This is a genomic window from Palleronia sp. LCG004 (assembly GCF_032931615.1).
Taxonomy (GTDB): Bacteria; Pseudomonadota; Alphaproteobacteria; order Rhodobacterales; family Rhodobacteraceae; genus Palleronia.
In genome coordinates this window covers 99,981-117,173 of the sequence record NZ_CP136760.1, presented here as the reverse complement: position 1 = coordinate 117,173, position 17,193 = coordinate 99,981, and the positions used below count along the sequence as shown (strand labels likewise).

At 61.8% G+C, this 17,193-nt stretch carries 14 protein-coding genes and 1 pseudogene; 6 read left to right on the top strand and 9 right to left on the bottom strand.

Going from position 1 to position 17,193, the window contains the following annotated elements:
• Positions 1 to 24 precede the first annotated feature (24 nt).
• Positions 25 to 474, bottom strand: a pseudogene (locus RVY76_RS15040) (transposase); the annotation flags it as partial.
• Positions 475 to 1,358: 884 nt separating this feature from the next.
• Between RVY76_RS15040 and RVY76_RS15035 the strand changes: the two are divergent.
• Entirely contained in the window at positions 1,359 to 1,658 is a 300-nt protein-coding gene (locus tag RVY76_RS15035; protein WP_317377068.1) for a hypothetical protein, read from the top strand.
• A gap of 259 nt (positions 1,659 to 1,917) precedes the next feature.
• Here RVY76_RS15035 and RVY76_RS15030 read toward each other — a convergent pair whose 3' ends face one another.
• Positions 1,918 to 2,055, bottom strand: coding sequence for a hypothetical protein (locus RVY76_RS15030; protein ID WP_317377067.1), 138 nt, complete (start codon positions 2,053 to 2,055; stop codon positions 1,918 to 1,920).
• Between the two features lie 494 nt (positions 2,056 to 2,549).
• Here RVY76_RS15030 and RVY76_RS15025 point away from each other — a divergent pair, with 494 nt between their 5' ends.
• On the top strand, positions 2,550 to 2,936 hold the full coding sequence (locus RVY76_RS15025; RefSeq protein WP_317377066.1) for a hypothetical protein: 387 nt from the start codon (positions 2,550 to 2,552) through the stop codon (positions 2,934 to 2,936).
• Between the two features lie 1,049 nt (positions 2,937 to 3,985).
• On the opposite strand, the gene RVY76_RS15020 is transcribed toward RVY76_RS15025, so the two are convergent.
• Together RVY76_RS15020 and RVY76_RS15015 are read right to left on the bottom strand one after the other, a co-directional pair.
• Entirely contained in the window at positions 3,986 to 4,840 is an 855-nt protein-coding gene (locus tag RVY76_RS15020) for a fumarylacetoacetate hydrolase family protein (RefSeq protein WP_317377065.1), read from the bottom strand.
• Positions 4,841 to 4,912: 72 nt separating this feature from the next.
• Positions 4,913 to 5,644: a GntR family transcriptional regulator gene (locus RVY76_RS15015; RefSeq protein WP_317377064.1), complete on the bottom strand. Its 732-nt coding sequence runs from the start codon at positions 5,642 to 5,644 to the stop codon at positions 4,913 to 4,915.
• Between the two features lie 113 nt (positions 5,645 to 5,757).
• Here RVY76_RS15015 and RVY76_RS15010 point away from each other — a divergent pair, with 113 nt between their 5' ends.
• From RVY76_RS15010 to RVY76_RS14995, 4 genes are all read left to right on the top strand, one after another.
• Positions 5,758 to 6,780, top strand: a complete 1,023-nt coding sequence (locus tag RVY76_RS15010; RefSeq protein ID WP_317377063.1) for an ABC transporter substrate-binding protein — start codon at positions 5,758 to 5,760, stop codon at positions 6,778 to 6,780.
• The gene (locus tag RVY76_RS15005; protein WP_317377062.1) at positions 6,777 to 7,586 is read left to right on the top strand and encodes an ABC transporter ATP-binding protein; all 810 of its coding nucleotides are present in this window, start codon (positions 6,777 to 6,779) and stop codon (positions 7,584 to 7,586) included. The genes RVY76_RS15010 and RVY76_RS15005 overlap by 4 nt, the downstream gene beginning before the upstream one ends.
• Positions 7,583 to 8,470: an ABC transporter permease gene (locus tag RVY76_RS15000; RefSeq protein ID WP_317377061.1), complete on the top strand. Its 888-nt coding sequence runs from the start codon at positions 7,583 to 7,585 to the stop codon at positions 8,468 to 8,470. Before RVY76_RS15005 ends, RVY76_RS15000 begins: the two co-directional genes overlap by 4 nt.
• Before the next feature lie 726 nt (positions 8,471 to 9,196).
• Positions 9,197 to 9,814: a hypothetical protein gene (locus RVY76_RS14995; protein ID WP_317377060.1), complete on the top strand. Its 618-nt coding sequence runs from the start codon at positions 9,197 to 9,199 to the stop codon at positions 9,812 to 9,814.
• Between the two features lie 317 nt (positions 9,815 to 10,131).
• Here RVY76_RS14995 and RVY76_RS14990 read toward each other — a convergent pair whose 3' ends face one another.
• Genes RVY76_RS14990 through RVY76_RS14970 form a run of 5 tightly spaced genes read right to left on the bottom strand, consistent with a single transcriptional unit; the run spans position 10,132 to position 17,178 of the window.
• Positions 10,132 to 11,208, bottom strand: a complete 1,077-nt coding sequence (locus RVY76_RS14990; RefSeq protein WP_317377059.1) for an AbrB family transcriptional regulator — start codon at positions 11,206 to 11,208, stop codon at positions 10,132 to 10,134.
• A gap of 35 nt (positions 11,209 to 11,243) precedes the next feature.
• Positions 11,244 to 12,020: a class II aldolase/adducin family protein gene (locus RVY76_RS14985; RefSeq protein ID WP_410796051.1), complete on the bottom strand. Its 777-nt coding sequence runs from the start codon at positions 12,018 to 12,020 to the stop codon at positions 11,244 to 11,246.
• Positions 12,021 to 12,022: 2 nt separating this feature from the next.
• Positions 12,023 to 13,390 (bottom strand): aminotransferase, encoded by a 1,368-nt coding sequence (locus RVY76_RS14980; protein WP_317377056.1) that lies wholly within the window; start codon positions 13,388 to 13,390, stop codon positions 12,023 to 12,025.
• Between the two features lie 27 nt (positions 13,391 to 13,417).
• The gene (locus tag RVY76_RS14975; RefSeq protein WP_317377055.1) at positions 13,418 to 15,070 is read right to left on the bottom strand and encodes a hydantoinase B/oxoprolinase family protein; all 1,653 of its coding nucleotides are present in this window, start codon (positions 15,068 to 15,070) and stop codon (positions 13,418 to 13,420) included.
• On the bottom strand, positions 15,067 to 17,178 hold the full coding sequence (locus tag RVY76_RS14970) for a hydantoinase/oxoprolinase family protein (RefSeq protein ID WP_317377054.1): 2,112 nt from the start codon (positions 17,176 to 17,178) through the stop codon (positions 15,067 to 15,069). Before RVY76_RS14970 ends, RVY76_RS14975 begins: the two co-directional genes overlap by 4 nt.
• Between the last annotated feature and the right edge of the window lie 15 nt (positions 17,179 to 17,193).

Here is a 17,193-nt window from a genome sequence, read left to right as displayed (position 1 = left end):
GAGATCTGGCGGAGCACCCGGCCAGGCAAACCGTTCCGACACGCCGAATGTCTGCCGGACATGCTCGACACAGGCCCGGCGGCGAGCGGAGCTCAGTAGTTTCACTACGCGGACCTTCGGTTCCCGAGGCGGCCTCCCGAAGGATCAGCTTCTCGAGCATGGAGATCGGAAATGGTTTTCCTGAGACGCTCGTTCTCTTTCTCAAGCTCCTTGAGGCGCTTCACTTGGTCGATCTTCAGCCCGCCGAACTCCCTGCGCCAGCGGTAATGGGTGAACTGGTTCGGCATGGCACCCGGACCGCTGGCGCGCTCTTGCCCTACCTCCGATCGACCGCACCGCTTCGGACACCGGTCGGCCTTGCGATACCAGCACGTCGACCTGCCAAAGCTTCGCGACAATTTCTTCCGGCTTGTGCGCTCCGCCGGGGTATCGATCCACCGGATCGATCCCTGATCCGGATCCGATCTTTCCCATTCCTTCATCCTCCATCTGGCCCAAAATCCTGCTTCTGGATGGACCCCTTCTCAGGGGGGCAGAGCTTGCAGCGTTGTGCAGATTGGGCTTCGAGCTGCCGTTCGCCGCCCGCGCTCAGTTTCCGCTGCGATCGCGAGGTCACGAGGGAGGACGGAGGGATTCCGGACTTTCGCGGCATGAGCAAAATCGACCGTCGCCGCCGCAGAAGCCGCCATTGCCGCTCCTGCCAAGCTTGGCATCGGGACGTCGCGCCGTAGGTCCACTCGGAGCATAGATCTCTGACGCCGAGAGCGGTCTTATACCGACGATGCTCACTACGACCTTTCGCGGTGTAGCTGTTTAATCTCTTGCCAATTAAAAAAAGAGCTGCATTCATACGCTCGACGACGATTTATTTCTGGTCGTTGTTCCTCAAACCTCGGCGGGGCTCCTCGCTTTATTCTTATAGGTTTATCAGGAATGAAACGTCATCTTTTGATCATCTGTCTTTTGACGTCGGTAGCCGTGCCTGCCGCGGCCGAGATACTATTCCTCAATGGCACTTGCCCGACTGGGATCGACGTCCATGCAAATCAGGGTGGGCCGGTTTACATCAACGGTGCCCAAGCCGAGGTCACCGAATACGACGAACGCTCATGGGAAGCAGGCTCCAATTCGACATCCGTCTAGATCATGGTCGAGAATGGCACTGTCTCGATGAGCTACACCGCCGCCGGAGGTGCGAAAGGCATCTGCCAAGTGAGGAAGGCAGACGTAAACAGCGGCGGTGTTTGCCCGCCCGACGTAAGCAACGCTGATCGCTGCAAGTATCCCTCCTGCAATTAAGAAGCGATGCCTAGTTGGCTGCTGGAATCACTACTAAACAGAAACTTTGGAGGTCTGATATGAAAACTAAATTTTCAGCTACGTTGGTCTGCACCATCCTGCTCGTCGGTCTTGCGGGCTGCGTCGAGGATATGGCCGAGATGGACAGCATGGACGCGCCGCTTCGTAGCGGTAGCGTCGCCGCCGAACAAGGCTGCGTACAGGGCGTGAACACCAACTACGGACGGCCCGTCGCCCGCGTGACCAGCTCCGATTTTTCGCAAGCCAATACCGAGGTGATGCTGACCGCCGAGGGCGAAACTTGGCGCTGCCTCGTCTCGGAAAGCGGCGAAGTCCGGGATCTCGCCGTTGTGATGTAATCTCAATGAGATGCGACCTCGCATAGCTTTGCCTGGCACACTGATCGTCCCCGATATCGCGGCTGGTTCCATCTGCGCCGGGGGCGATGCCATGTACGATGCCTGTCCCCTCCACGTTCAGTCGCTCTGGGCCTCAGTGCGCAAGCTGGTGACGACATCAACGACGGCGGCGCTGACAGCGGGACCTTCCGCGTCGCGCGCGCGGCCGGGTAAGCAGGTCGCCGTGCGGCCAATGCGATGGGCTCAAGCGTGCCGAGGATCACTCCACCTTCTGGCGCGGCTGTATGTGGTCGCCCTGTTGCTGTTTGCGATTGGGCGCTTCGGCCTCTTCGGTGCAGACCGCGACCCGCCATCGGCCGTCTTCCTGGGGCCCCGTGGTCTGCGGTGGGTTCTTCATGTGGACCTTCTGCCGGAACCGCTCTGGCCAATTGCGGCGGTCCTCGCACCGCTCCTCAATCTCGCGCTTCTTGCGATAGTGTGCCGGTGGGGCGCGTCCCGCGATTCGGGGCGATCCTTGAGGGTGTCGTGGAGATCTGTGCGGCCGCCGGGGTGGGCGTTGCCACCGGTCTAAGCGCCGGCATCTGCTCCACCGTTATCGCGGCGCAAGAGGAAGGTCTGCTCACGTCCGAAGAGGTCGATCAGGTGCTGAACTGAGCCGCTCGCGATATGGCCACGAGTGCGGACGACCTCGATGGCGAAATCATCGGCAGCGCGACAGAATGCGAGACGGCCCTAGAAAGGCTACGCTCGGCCACCGAATGACATCCTGAGTACAGCGTATTGGATCGTAACATAACCAGAATAGACAGAATATCGGCCGCCGCGATCCTTGTCCTTGCTGCGTCCATCCCGGCATCTGCGCAATCGCCCGACTACATGAGGGAAGATTGTATGGTCGCATTCCAAGGATTCCATCAGGAGTTCGGCGCGCGATCCGAGACCACATACGAGGGCCAGCGTACGGACGGCACTCACGCCGTGAATGGACAGATCTATCTCGAGAACCGGCTGTCCGACTTCCAGTGCTCGTACAACAGTGCGGGCGACACGATGGTTCGTCTCTATGCGGACGGACAAAGCTGGCCGGATATCGCCCGGGCCGGCGATAGCCCCTATTTCGACGATGCCGTTGGGTCGGCAAGCGAGCCCCCGGCATCGGACGCGGCCGCCGAGGTCCAATTCGAACGTGGGAACTACGGAACCATGCTCGAGGGGGCGATCGTCGGGCGAAACTATTTCGACTACAGCCTGACAGCCAATCAAGGCCAGACCCTCTAATTCGATCTTCAGGTCAACGGGACGAACGGCGATGGGTCCATCAACTTCAATGTCCTGCCGCCGGGAAGGACGGGCGAGGCGATCTACAATTCTTCGGTATCGGGAAACTCCGGCGTCACGATCAGCTTGCCGGAAAGCGGTGCCTACGTCGTCCGACTCTACTTGATGGGCAATGACCGAAATAGCGAGAAGACTGTCAGCTACGACCTCGACGTTTCCATCCAGTAAGGAGGCAACTCTTGGTGTAACAAGCTCACTGCTCCTCAATCATCCGAAGGCCGCGTGCTCGGAGAAGAAGGCCAAATGCACGAATACATCCTTGTCGCTGCCGTCTCGAATGCTCTCAAAAAATTACGTCAGTCTACGGGCAATGCGTAACGTAGTGCGTCCGAGATGCCGCCGCTCAGCGTTGAAGCTGTCTTCCTAAGACAGCTTTGGGGAAGTTCCTCCTCGGCATTTGAGCGCTGACGAAAGGCAGCGCTGGAGCGATCGTGACAGGCGCACCCATGCTGCAACTGCGAACTCTCCCAAGATCGACACGGTCAGTTTGAGCTCGAAGCGGTCATGCGGCAGCGCGGCAAGGTGGCCTACAGCGCAGATCGCTGGTTGTAGGTTCCGGCCCATCGCTGACATTCGCTTTCCTACCGAGCGCTGTGGCACAGCTTCACGAGACCGGCCGTTCGTCCATCATTCAGCGTTTGCGGAGGTTGGAGGGCGGAGAACGGCAGATTGGGCTTCGATGCCGTTCGCTGCACGCGCGAGATAACCGCTGCGTCGGCAAGGGATACGATTGAAGGAGGGGAGGCTCGCTGTGCCGACAGTAGAATTCCCGTCAAACCGTGGCGGCGGACGTGATGGAAACAGATCAGCGGGGATGGTCTGGAAATAATTGTTTCAGCTGTGCCGAAAATCCTCCACGTCGGTTCAACCGGACAGGAAAGGAGAGGACGGAGCGCCCTCTCCCCCATGTTCTGCAACTTTTTCGGTGGGAGGATGGCCAGGACTTGAAGTGCCGGGGCCATTCCCGATCTGTCCGGTCAGCTCCCGCGTCATCCCATCGTGTTGACGAGCCGCGGGAGCCCCTCGATTTCGATCTCGATCCGGTCGCCCGCCTTCATGAACACCGGGGGCTTGCGCGCAAAGCCAACGCCCGATGGCGTTCCGGTCACGATCACATCGCCTGGTTCGAGCGTCATGCACTCGGATACATCAGCCACGATGCGAGCGACATCGAAGATCATGTCAGAGGTTGTGCCGTCCTGCATGACGTTTCCGTTGAGGATGGATCTGATGGACAAACCTGCAGCACCCCGCGGAAGCTCGTCCTTGGTGGCCAGAACGGGTCCAAGGGGCCCAGTGCGGTCAAAGTTCTTGCCCGCCGTCCATTGGCTGCTCCGCCGCTGGTAGTCCCTGACCGAGATGTCGTTGAAGGGCGCATAGCCGTAGACAAAATCGAGTGCATTCTCGACATCTACCCTCTTGGCCTGCTTGCCAATGATAATCGCAAGCTCTGCCTCATAGTCGATCTTGTCGGAGACCTCGGGGGTCGGGATCGTCTCTCCATGTGCCGCCATGCTGGTATTCGCGCGCAGGAAGAGGGTCATCTGAGTGGGAACGTCGCGGCCCCCCTCTTTCGCGTGCTCCGCATAGTTGAGGCCGAGACAGACCACTTTGCCGGGGTTCGGCACGACCGGGAGGAGGTCCAGCTCCTCGAGCCCCCCAAGCCCTGACTGTGAGTGTCCGATCGCATCCGCGATCCGGGCAGCAAGGTCGTCGCCACCGGCAATCACGTCGATCATGGAACTTGGGGCATCCGGCACAAGATCATCCAGGGCATGAACGATCCCTTCGTTCAGAACCCCGACCACCGGAATCCCGTCCCGGGCAAACGACAATAATTGCATGTATCCTCCATAGCTTCAAAAGCGCGAGATGCGCTGCGAACGTGTTCGAGATTCTTCGGGGGCCGTCCGAGGTCAGGTACGTCCGTCCTCCGGCTCCTCATCCAGGGCGCGAAGGTATTCCTCCACCACCCCGAGCGTTACTCTGTAGTGTTCCGTGAGTTGAGAGACGGCTCCGTCGATATCACCTTCGAGGCACGCATTTGCGATGTCCTGATGCTCGTCGTTGTAGGTGGTGCGGGCCGAAGGCGCGATTGCAGCGATGTGGCGGTACCGGGAAGCCATGTCACCAAGATCGTGGCAGAACTTGAGCAGGAGTTCCGCCCCGCACGTTGCAATGAGCGCGTCGTGAAATCGCCGGTGCACCGGCTCCCATTCTGGATTGGCAGCTTTCGAGTTGCCGGGCAAAAACCTCGGTGTCTTCTTGAGGCGATGCAACGAGAGGACAATTTCGTCCTCCCACTGCTCCGTACGCTGCGTGATGGCCTCGCGCAGGGCGGTGCCTTCGGCGAGGCATCGCGTGTGAACAAGGTCGCGCCAGTGCGAGAGGGACACGGGGGTGACCGAGAACCCGCGCTGATCTGCAACTTCGACGAGGCCTTCGGATACCAGCCGGTTGAGCGCTTCCCGTGTCGGGTTGATCGTCGCCTCGTACCGCGCACAGAGCGCGTCGACCTTGAGGCGTTCGCCAGGCGTAAGAACCCCCGAGAGTATGTCAGCTCGGATCTTGCGCGATACCACGCTGGCTGCGGTGACCCGCGTCCTCCTAACAACTGGTCTCGCAGCAGCTCCGCCATCCTCCGGCATTCTCAAACCCCCAAACCGCACAGCATTCGGCGCTGTTGTAAGAAAAAAACATTTTTGACAGGTCTGTGCAAGTGTCTTACACGATTGGGTGAGACAACAGGGAGGAATATAAAATGCGACTTCACTCGTGTCTGAAGCTGACCAGCTTCATGGTCGGTGCCGCGGTTTGGGGAAGTGTAGCTACGGCCCAGGATCTGGAGCAGGTGACTGTGGTCGTCCCCAATCCGTCGGCCATTCTGTATATGCCCATCGCCGTCGCCATGGGCGAAGGCTATTTCGAGGAGGAGGGGCTGGACGTCGAGGTAGAGGCCGTGAATGGTTCAGGTGCCGTTCTCCAAGCCCTTGTCTCCGGTCAGGGCGATATCGGGAACCCGGGTGCCGGTCCGTTCCTGCAGGCCCGGAATCGTGACGTACCGGTCAAGTTCATCTACCGATTGAACCCCAACAGCTCCTACGGGATCGTGGTCCCGGAAGATTCCGACTATCAGAGCCCGGAAGATCTCCGCGGACTGACGATCGGGGTTGGGACCGCAGATGGGGCAGAAGCTGCGTTTGCTCGAACGATCTTCAGCGAAGCCGGAATGCAGGAAGGCGAAGATTACGAGATCCTCGTGGTCGGAGATGGCGGTCAGGCGACTGCCGGTTTTCTGAGAGAGGATATCGACGCCTATGTTGCTGCGACCAATGATGCAGCGATCTTGAATGGCCGTGGGATGCCCGTCAGGAACATCACGCCGGCCGAGTTTCGGGTCTATTTCGGAAATGGCCTTGCTGCCATGGAGTCCTGGCTCGAGGAGAACGAGGAGACCGTCTTGGCCTTCGGACGCGCTCTGGTACGTGGAGCCGAATTTGCAGCGCAGCCGGACAATATCGAGGCCGTAATCGATCATGCTGCCGCACAGAACCCTCAGGAAGGCGAGGATCGGGATTTCGCTCGAAATCTCGTAGAGCAGATCGTCATCCGGCAGACGCCGTTCGAGCCGGAGCGTGGCTGGGGTTATCAGGATCTGGACGCCTGGCAAGCTTGGCAGGACAGCCTTGTCTCGTCTGGTGAACTCGACGAGCCGATCGAGGACTTGGAGGCAGTCTACACCAACGAGTACATCGATCCGTGGAACGAGGCGGTCCAGCAATGATCGCCGAGCTCAGAGAACTGAGTGAGGGAGCGGCACCGGCCGCTCCCCCGATCTACGAACTCCAAGGCGTGGGAAAGGTCTACGGCAACGGTCTCGAGGCGCTACGCTCCGTGGACCTGACTCTTCCCCGGGCCAGCTTTTCGTCGGTCATCGGCTCGTCAGGCTGCGGCAAGTCGACCCTTTTGAAGATCATGGCCGGCCTCACTTCGCCGAGCAAAGGGTCCGTCTACCTGGCAGGACGGCCCGTACTTGGTTCCCGCGAGGACATCGGCATGATGTTTCAGCAGGCGACGCTGTTTCCCTGGCGGACGACCCTCGACAACATCCTTCTGCCGATACAGATCCGGGGAGGCCGGAAGGCCGCAAATGCCAAGAAAGACGATGCGATCGACCTCATGAGGCTCGTGGGGCTCGGCGGCTTCGAGGATGCCTATCCCACCGAATTGTCCGGAGGTATGGCACAGCGCGCTGCCATCTGCCGCATGCTCATCACCGAGCCCGCTGTTCTGCTGCTGGACGAACCCTTCAGCGCGCTCGACGAAATTGTCCGCGACTTCATGAACATGGAATTGCAACGGATCTGCATGGAGCGCGAGGCAACGGCCTTCCTCGTGACCCATTCCATAGGCGAAGCCGTCCTATTGTCCGACACTGTCTATGTGATGGCACCGCGACCAGGACGCGTTGTCCGCGCCGTTCAAATTGACCTGCCCCGGCCACGGACGCTCGACATGATGAACTCGCAGAAATTCGGCGACTATGTCAGCGAAATCCGCAACCTCCTCGGGGAGGAGATGACCCCATGACAGACATCACACCAAGCGATGCTCTCGGCCCCAGTCACGCTGTTCTTCCCACGGAGGATAGGCGGTCGGATACAGTCTGGACTGAAACGACATCATTCGCAGACCGGATCCCGAAACCGATCGCCATCCTTCTGCTCGGCGTCATCATCCTCGTTGTCTGGCACCTGGCGGCGACCGTCGGCGTGGTTTCGACGATCATCCTGCCCACCCCGCTCCAGACGGCCAATGAGTTGGTGGTCGTCGGCACGAACCTCCTGACCGGAGGCTACATGCTCGGAGCCCTGTGGATCACGTTCCTCGAAGTGCTGCTCGGTTTTCTCCTCGCCACCGTCATAGGAGTGACCCTGGGCGTCATCGTTGGCGAAACATCGTTCGGCGAGCGGGCGGTTATGCCCTATCTCGTTGCCCTCGATACGATGCCGAAGATCGCCTTCGCACCGCTCTTCGTCGCGTGGCTCGGCTTCGGCATCGAATCGAAGCTCGCACTCGCGACGTTCATGGCAACGTTCCCGATCATCGTGGGCACTGCTGCGGGTATCATGTCGGCGGAGCGGAATGCGGTCATGCTTTTCCGGACAATGGGTGCCACGCGCTGGCAAGCTCTGACGATGATGAAGATCCCGACTGGCCTGCCGCACATATTCACCGGGCTGAAGATCGCGTCCCTCGCGGTCATGGCTGGCGCAATTACGGCAGAGTTCCTCGGTGGCGGCAAAGGATTCGGCGAGTTGATCAGGGTCTCGGCATCTCAACTCGACACCGCCCGGGTCTTCGCTTTCATAATCTATCTGAGCCTCGTCGGCGTCCTGATGTACGGCACTGTCCGCCTTGCCGAGCGTCGTCTCGTCTTTTGGCAAAGCAGCAAAAGCCGCAGCACGGAGTAGCATCGCTAGGCACGGAGTGGGCGAGCAATCGGCCACTCTATCGACCGTCGCGCCTCGTATGACAGCTCATGGGAACACCGGCTTGAAGGACTGCCGCCTCTTCGACCAGGATTGCCATGTCAGTGGGTATGGCCGGTACGGCCGTAGTAGGCGAGCAAAACTGACCCCGACGGGGCAGTCAGCGGACGGCAGTTCACTGAAAGCGCGTCGCAGCATCAGATGAGGAGGGGTGACGGCGACTTTGCGCGTTCACATGCCAACGCTTATACTATGACCGCGAGAAACCCCTTCCTCGCTGAAATTGCAAAGGGCTCTGAGCGGTCATGCGGCAGCGCAACAGGGTTGGCCTGGAATGCAGATCGCGAGTCGTAGCTTCTCGGCCCTTACCCGCAATTCGCTTTCTGACCCAGCGCTGCGGTGCAGTTTCACGAGACCGGCCATTCGTCCATCGCGCAGCATTTAAAGAGAGTTAAGGTCGGCAAATTGGACTACCCGGTCTTTCAGTAACCAATCTATGCAGTTGCAGAATATCAATGGAAGTCGCTCGCAGCAGCAGCAAGTAGAAGTCCGCGCCGCGACCCGTCATGCACTAAGATTGAAACCGGACCATCCGAAAGGGGCAGGCCACCCCCAGATCACGACGGTCATGCCGTCTTTCTACACTTTGAACAGCCTCCGAAAGACTGAGCATTCGCTAGTCCATTAGCCCCGCCATAACCTGACTTGATGCCAGTCGACGATTGCGCTGTTGATAACCGTGATAGCCGCCTAGGAATCCATAGCGGATGGAAGAACCCTGTCGGAAGTATCCACAATCTGATCGATATCCTCGGTCGAAAAGGCCAGAAGGCCAATACCGGCCATGAGCACGCCTTCCTCGAACAGCGCCCCGGTCAACGCAGCTACCTTTCGGGTGCCGCCCCCGCCGGCCATCACGGTCGAGCGGAAGTCGCTGAGTTTAGCCCCGCTGGTCTACTGTGCAGCCTCGCTTTCGCGCTGGCGCTAACCGCGATCGGGGCGGAGGCCGACGCGTGGAAGCCCGACGTCGACCTGACGTTCCTATCGCTCAAGATCGAAGCCTCGGTCGACAGGCCTGGCCTCGGCGATCACGCGACGCTCAGTGCAAATTCGGGCTCAGCAAATTCCTGTCCCTCGGGGGCGATGCCAGCCAACCTGTCTCCCGGCGTCAGCATGGGCATCGTATTCCTCCAGCCCCCCGCCCTCGGCTCCAGACCGAACGTCTTCTCCATGCAGCGGGGCATCGGCGGCACCAATGTGACGGGCGAGCGCCGCGCTCCGTTGCGGTCCGGTTTTGCCCGGGGCCGGCCCTACGAAGCCCCCTAGGGCAACGTCTGAATGGGTATCGACGCGACCTTCGCCATCAACCACGCCAACGGTTCGCTGAGCTCTGACCGACAAGCCTTTCCAAAGCTGAGCGCGGTGCAGGAGCTTGGCAACGATGTCGCCTCGCTGAAACTCGGGGCTGGACAACGTTCCGACACAGCCTTTGAGGCCTACCAGCCAACCCCGCCCCACCGGGGTCGGCATGCAGGCAGACGTGTTCGGATGTCAGCAGGTGCCGCAGCCTCCGATGACACCTCTTTCGGGGAGGCGCAGAGGAAGAGAGGCCATCAGGCCCCTCTCCACGTTACTGACCCTGCTCAGCATAGCTTGAGGCGATCGGCCAGCCGCCAGACCGGCTCGATCAGAAAGTTTGCCACGACGACCCGGACCAGATGAAAGCCAAGCACCAGCGGCACTGATACGCCAAGCGCATGGGCGGTGACCGCCATCTCAGGCATGCCGCCCGGTGCCATCCCGAGCAGCAGCGCCCCGAGCGGCAGATCTGTAAGCGCATAGACTGCAAAGGCGAGGGTGATCAGCACGGCGCTGATCAGCAGTGAGGACGTTACCGACGCCACGAAAAGCGGCCCTGCCTGGCGCAGAAACTGCGGCGTCACCTGCACCCCCAACGACAGGCCCAGCACGATCTGCGCCGCGACGATCATCGGCTGCGGTATCTGCGCAGGCAGCACGTCCAGTGACGCGGCCGCGATGGCCAGCAAGGTCGGTGCCAGCATCCACGGGTTCGGCGTGCCGAGCTGCCGCCCGACCACCGCCGCCATGCATCCGGCAAGGAACCAGAGCGGCAGCACCCAGCTCCAGCTGGAAATCGAGGTGCCGACACTCAGGATATCCCCGGTCTCATGCGGCACCAGCAGTGTGATGAGGGGCGGATAGAGCAGCACAACCACCAACAGGCGCACGGTCTGCGCAAGCGCGACCTCATGCTCAGGAAGCCCCGCACGCTCGGCATGGATGGCCATGAGCACCACGCCGCCGGGAACGCCGCAGAAAAAGGCTGTCTTCGGGTCCAGCCCAGCTTGGCGCCGGTAGATGCCGGCCCCGAGCGCACCGCTTGCGATGGTCAGAACCGCGCAGATCAGGATAAGCGGAAACATTCCGGCGAGAGAAGCGAGGATCGGCGCAGTGAAACTTTGCCCGAGCCCCAGCCCGAGTACGATGAGCGCATAGCGCCTGGCCCCTCGCACGTCGAACGCGAGCCCAGCAGAGGCAAGCAGGATGGCCGCAATCAGCGCCCCCAGTAGCCAGGCGAGTGGCAGGCCTGCGAGATGCGCGAGCGCCCCCCCGAAGGTTCCGAAGGCAAGTGCAAGCACAAGCTTGCCGGTCCCACGCCAGAACCCGGGCGCGAGAAGGTTTGAAAGCTGGCGGGGCATGCGCCCTTCCTTGTCCTAGAGGGGTATGACGGTGATCAGGTCCAGACGTCCGAGTTTTCGGCGTCGATCAGCCTCAGCGCCGCCATCCAGGCCATATCGACGTAGGAGGGGATCTCGTCGTGCCGAAATTGCGAGGCGGTGTGTGCGCGCACTTCCTCGTCAGGCAACATGACAAGCTCGGCACCCCCGGATTGCGCGGCGATCTGGGCCTCGCAGGCGCGCTCTAGGAAATAGATGTGGTCGAAGGCCTCGGGTACTGTGCGCCCCCCGACAAGCAGTCCATGATTGCGCAGGATCATCGCGCGGTGCGACGTCCCAAGATCCGCCACCAGCCGATCGCGTTCGTCCAGATCGAGCGCGATGCCCTCGTAGGTGTGGTAGGCGAGGTGGTTGTAGAACTTCAGCGCATGCTGGCTCATCGGAAGAAGTCCGTCGCGCTGGGAAGCGACAGCGATGCCGGCCTTGGTGTGCGTATGCACGATGCAGGTCAGTTCCTCGCGCGCGGTGTGGAGCGCCGAATGGATGACGAAACCCGCGCGGTTGACCATCTGCTCGGGGCGGCTCTCCGCGTCGAGTTTCTTGCCCTCCAAGTTGATCTTGACGAGATCCGAGGCGCGCATCTCGTGAAACATGCGCCGGTAGTCATTGATAAGGAAGTGATGCTCCTCGCCCGGCAGACGGGCGGAGATATGCGTGTAGATAAGATCGGTCCAGCCGAAGTGCGCAACCAAGCGGTAAAGGGCCGCCAGATCGCACCGGATGTCCCATTCTTCCGACGAAATGTCGGCGGGTCGGTTCCTCAGCTTGTCCATGGTCATGCGATTTCCTTGGCGACGGCATCGAGCGCATCGCGGTAGCGGGAGAACATTTCCTCGACCTCGGCGGCTGTGATGATCTGCGGCGGCGAGAGCGCGATGCGGTTGCCGATGTTGCGGGTGATCAGTCCCCGTTCCAGCGCGGCGGCCTCGAAACGGGCCGTAATCTGGACCTCGGTCGCATGTTTCGCCTTGATCTGCTTGTCGGCAACAAGTTCCGCGCAGCCGATGAGACCGACGGCGTTGACGTCACCGACAAGCGGATGGTCGCGCAGGCTCTCGAAGCCCTGCACAAAGGCCGGCTCGACCGATTTCACATGGCCGATAAGGTCCATCTCCTCGTAGATAGTCAGCACCTCGGCCGCCACCGCGCAGCTCACCGGATGGCCGCCATAGGTGTAGCCGTGGGTGAAGGTGCCGTACTTGTCCGACTGGTTCAACATTGCCTCGAAGACGCGCTCGCCGATCAGAACTGCCGAAAGCGGCAGCATCGCCGCCGAGAGCGACTTGGCGCAGCAGATCAAGTCGGGGCGAATTCCGTAGGTCTGGCTACCCCACATCTCGCCGGTGCGCCCGAAGCCGCAGATGACCTCGTCGGCGACGAAGAGAATGCCATACTTGTCAAGCACCGCCTGGATTTTCGGGAAATACCCCTCCGGTGGGGTGAACACGCCGCCGGAGCCGATCACCGGCTCGGCCCAGAAGGCGGCGACGGTCTCGGGGCCTTCGGCGAGGATCATGTCGTCGAGCTCCTGCGCCAGCCGCGAGGAGAACTCGGCCTCGGTCTCCCCCGGGAGCGCCTTGCGGTAGTGGTATGGCTCGGTCACGTAGCGGAACCGGTCAAAGGAGGGGCCGAAGCCAACGTGGAAGTTGGCCTTGCCAGTCAGTTGCGAGGTCAGCGCGCCAGTGCCGTGATAGCTATTGTGGCGCGAGATGATCTTGACCCGCGCCGGCTCGCCCTGGGCTTCCCAGAACGACCAGACCAGCTTCATCGCCGTGTCGTTGGCTTCCGAGCCAGAGGTCTGCAGCAGCACCTTGCCGAGCCCCTTGGGGGCAATCGCACCAAGTTTGGCCGAAAGGTCCGAGACCCAAGGCGTCGAGGCCCCACGGAACGTGTGATAATAGCCGATGTCGGTCATCACCTGCTTGGCGACCTCGCCCAGCCGTTCCGATCCGAAACCGAGCGCCGCACACCACAGGCCGGCAGCGCCCTCGATGTAGCGCTTCCCCTGGGCGTCGATCACCTCGATGCCATCGCCCTTGACGATCATGTTGGGACCGGACTGCAGATGGCGCCGCAGGTTGGTATGCGGGTGCACCGCATGTGCCGCGTCAAGCGCGGCCGTTTCGGAGATGCGTTCGTTCATCGCGATGTCCTCTGGAAGTCGAATGGGTCAGGCCTGACCGCGCGCGGCACCTGCTTCGGTGACGAAGCCGTCGGCAATGTCATTTTCAATGGCGGCGGCGTCGCGGTCTTCAACTGGTCCGAAGCCGCCGGCACCAGCCAGTTGCAAGCGCAGGATGTCGCCCCTTTGCAGATCGACCATCTGTTTCGAAATAAGGGCGATCTCCTCACCGCCGCGCAGCAGGGTCGAGCTGGCGAGCGCGCCGGCCTCACCGCCGAAAAGGCCGTGTGGCGGTTTCACATGGCGGTCACCCAGAAGGGTCAACGATGCGTTGGAGGCCAGCAACTCGACCTCCTTCACGATCCCGCAGCCGCCGCGATACTGCCCTGCCCCGCCAGTGTTGGCCTTCAACGCCAGACGGTGAATGACGACAGGGTTGTAAGTTTCGTGCACCTCGACGGGAATGTTGGCGCAATTGATTACGGGTGCCGTGCCCTCGAGCCCATCGGCCCCATGACGTGCGCCGTAGCCGCCGAAGATCAGGTCGTAATAGATGAAGCGTTCGCCGGTGTCGTCATCGGTCCCCGACAGGATCGGGTTCGACCAATGTGAGTAGGCGGCCATCACCCGGTCCGGCAGTGCCTTGGACATGGCACCATTGATCAGCTCGAAGATACGGATCTGGATCGCCGCGCGGCCACCGGAGGGTGCCGGGAACCTGGGATTGAAGAAGCACCCTTCGCGCGCGCGCACGTCGATGGCCCTCAGGCCGCCCTCGTTCTGCGGCAGCTCTGGATCGGTGAAGACCTTTACCGCGAAGAACCCATGCGCCCGGGTATAGTTGAAATAGGCGTTGATCGCCGCGGCGACCTGATCGCCGGAGCGCGAGAAGTCAATGACCATGCCGTCCCCCGCGACGGTGACATCCACCGCCACCGGGATCAGACCCGCCTCGCCCTCTTCTATGCCATCGAGCCAGTCGTCAAAGGAGTAGGTACCGTCGGGGATCTCCGCAATCGCCTCGCGCATCCGCGCCTCGGAGGCATCGAGGATCGCATCGACAGCCGCGTCCAGGGTCTCGCGCCCGACCGAGCGCAGCAGTTCGGCAAAGCGGTCCACGCCGACCTCGTTGGCGTTACGCTGTGCCGCGAGATCACCCTCGACTGCAGCCGGGATGCGGACGTTGGCGGTAATCATCCGCAGCAGTTCCACGTCGAAGACACCTTCGCGCACCAGCTTGACCGGCAGGATGCGCAAGCCCTCTTGATAGGCCTCGGTGACACCTATCACCTTCTGCGAGCCGGGAGCGGCCCCGCCGACATCGACGTGGTGGGCGATGTTCACGACCCAGCCGGAGAACGCCCCGTCGACGAAGACCGGGGTTACCATGTAGAAATCGGGGAAATGCCCCGAGCCGAGAGCGCTGTCGTTCAGCACGATTGCATCTCCGGGCCTGAGACTCTCCCCGAGATACATCGAGGACACCGTCTCGACCACGGCAGGCATCGAGCCGAGGTGACCGGGAGTGAAATTGCCTTGGCTCAGCAGCCGCCCATGTCGATCAAAAACGCCAGTCGAAAAGTCGTCCGCCTCGCGCACGGCTTCCGAGAAAGCCGTCCGGCGCAGGGTCGATCCCATTTCCTCGGCAATGGATACCAGCGTGTTCCAGACCAGCGATTGCGTGATTGGCGAGATGGTCATGCGTCTGCACCTTCCATGCTTTTCGTTGTGGCGTTCTCTCCGACGTTGATCGTGATGACGAGATTGCCACAGGCGCTGATCTCGGCGCGGTCTCCGGGCAGAAGCAAAATGGTGGTCTCCGCTTCTTCGATGACACAGGGTCCGAGGACGGGTGTGCCCGGCACTATCCGGTAGCGATCGTGGATGGCTGTTTCGACGGGGCCGGCGGTTTCGAACCAGCCCTCGCGGGTTCCGATGCGGCTGTCGCCCTCGGCCGGACGATCCGGTGCCGTGAGGCCGGCACCGATAGGCATCACCGCTTCGAAGCTCCAGTCGATCGCCTCGATCGGGCGGGCCGGGTCATGGTAGCCGTAGGTCTTGGCATAGGCTGTGCCGAACCGCGCCCGCGCGGCATCGAGGAACTTGGCCTCGGGCAGGTCGGGATCGGGCATCTCTACCGAGATCTCATAGCCCTGACCGACATAGCGCAGCGAGGCGATGAGCCGGTGCCTGCGCGCACCGTTCGCCACCAGACGGTCGAGATCGGCGTCAGCCTTGCCGCGCAGTGTGTCACGCAGGGCTTTGACAGTGGCACCGGCCCCTTCGACGAGACGCACCGGACAGGTCATCGCGTAATCGACCTTCGGATCCGCCGCCAGCAGACCCACCGCCGAGCCGACACCGGCACCGCGCGGCAGGATCAACTTGGGCACATGCAGGGCCCGCGCCAGGCGCGCCGCATGCACGGGGCCAGCTCCGCCGAAGCCGACCAGCGTGTAGTTGCGCGGATCGCGTCCGCGTTCGACAGAGACGATGCGCAGGGCGCGCTCCATGTTCGCCGTTGCCATGAGGTGAATCCCCAAAGCGGCTTCCTCGATGCCCAGTCCCAGTGGCTCGGCCAGGTGCACCCGGATCGCCTCGCGGGCGGCCTGCAGATCGAGGCTCATGTTGCCGCCGTTGAAGATGCCGGGGTTGAGATACCCCAACACGAGGTTGGCGTCGGTCACGGTGGGCCTGGTTCCGCCATTGCCATAGCAGGCCGGACCTGGCTCTGAGCCTGCACTTTCCGGGCCGATGCGGATGCCGCCGAGATGCGGCGTCGCGATCGACCCGCCCCCCGCACCGATTTCGAGCAGTTCGATCGCCGAGATGTTGAGAGGCAGGCCCGAGCCCTTCGTGTACTGGACCTGATCGACTTCGAAGGTCGGCAGAATCGCAGGCTCGCCGTTGTCGATCGCGCCGAGCTTGGCTGTGGTGCCGCCCATATCGAAGGTCAGAAGGTCCTTGATCCCTTCCTCGGCACCCACGGCGCGGCACATCAGAACGCCCGCAGCCGGGCCGCTTTCAACGATGCGCACCGGAAAGTTCGAGGCCAGCTCCGGCGAGACAAGCCCGCCGTTGGACTGCATGATGTAGAGATCGGCGGTCAGCCCCTCGGCCTTCAGCGCTTTCTCCAGCCGGTCCACATAAAGCGCCACGACCGGCTTCACATAAGCATTCGCGGTGACCGTCGACGAGCGCTCGTATTCGCGATAGCGCGGCGAGACATCCGAGCTGAGCGACAGTACGATATCGAGACCCAGCGCCTCGGCGCGCGCGCGGATCAGGCGCTCATGCGTTGGATCGACGTAGGAATGCAGGAAGCAGACAGCGATGGCCTCGTAGCCCGCCTCTGCGATCCTGATCAGCAGAGCGTCGATTTCGGCCTGTTCCGGGGCGCGGGCCTTGTGGCCACGCAGATAAACGCGCTCGGAGAGCTCGAAGATGTCCCGGCGCCTGATCAACGGATCTGGCTTGGCAAGGTGCATGTTGTAGGTCGAATAGCGCTTCTGCCGGCCAAGCAGCAGCACGTCGCGGAACCCCTCGGTGGTGATCATCGCGGTCTTCGAGCCCTTGCGCTCGAGAATGGCGTTCGTGGCCACGGTGGTGGCATGCAACACCATGCCAACATCCGCCGGGTCGACCGCTTCGGCTGCCAGCAGCTCCCTGACCCCGCGCACCACGGCCTTTTCCGGCGCGTGCGGTGTGGAAAGAGTCTTCCAGAAGCGGGTGCGGCCACGTGCGGAATCCTGGAGCACGAAATCGGTGAAGGTCCCCCCGATGTCGAAGGAAAGGCGGATCTGGCTCATCTTGGTTCCTCTTGG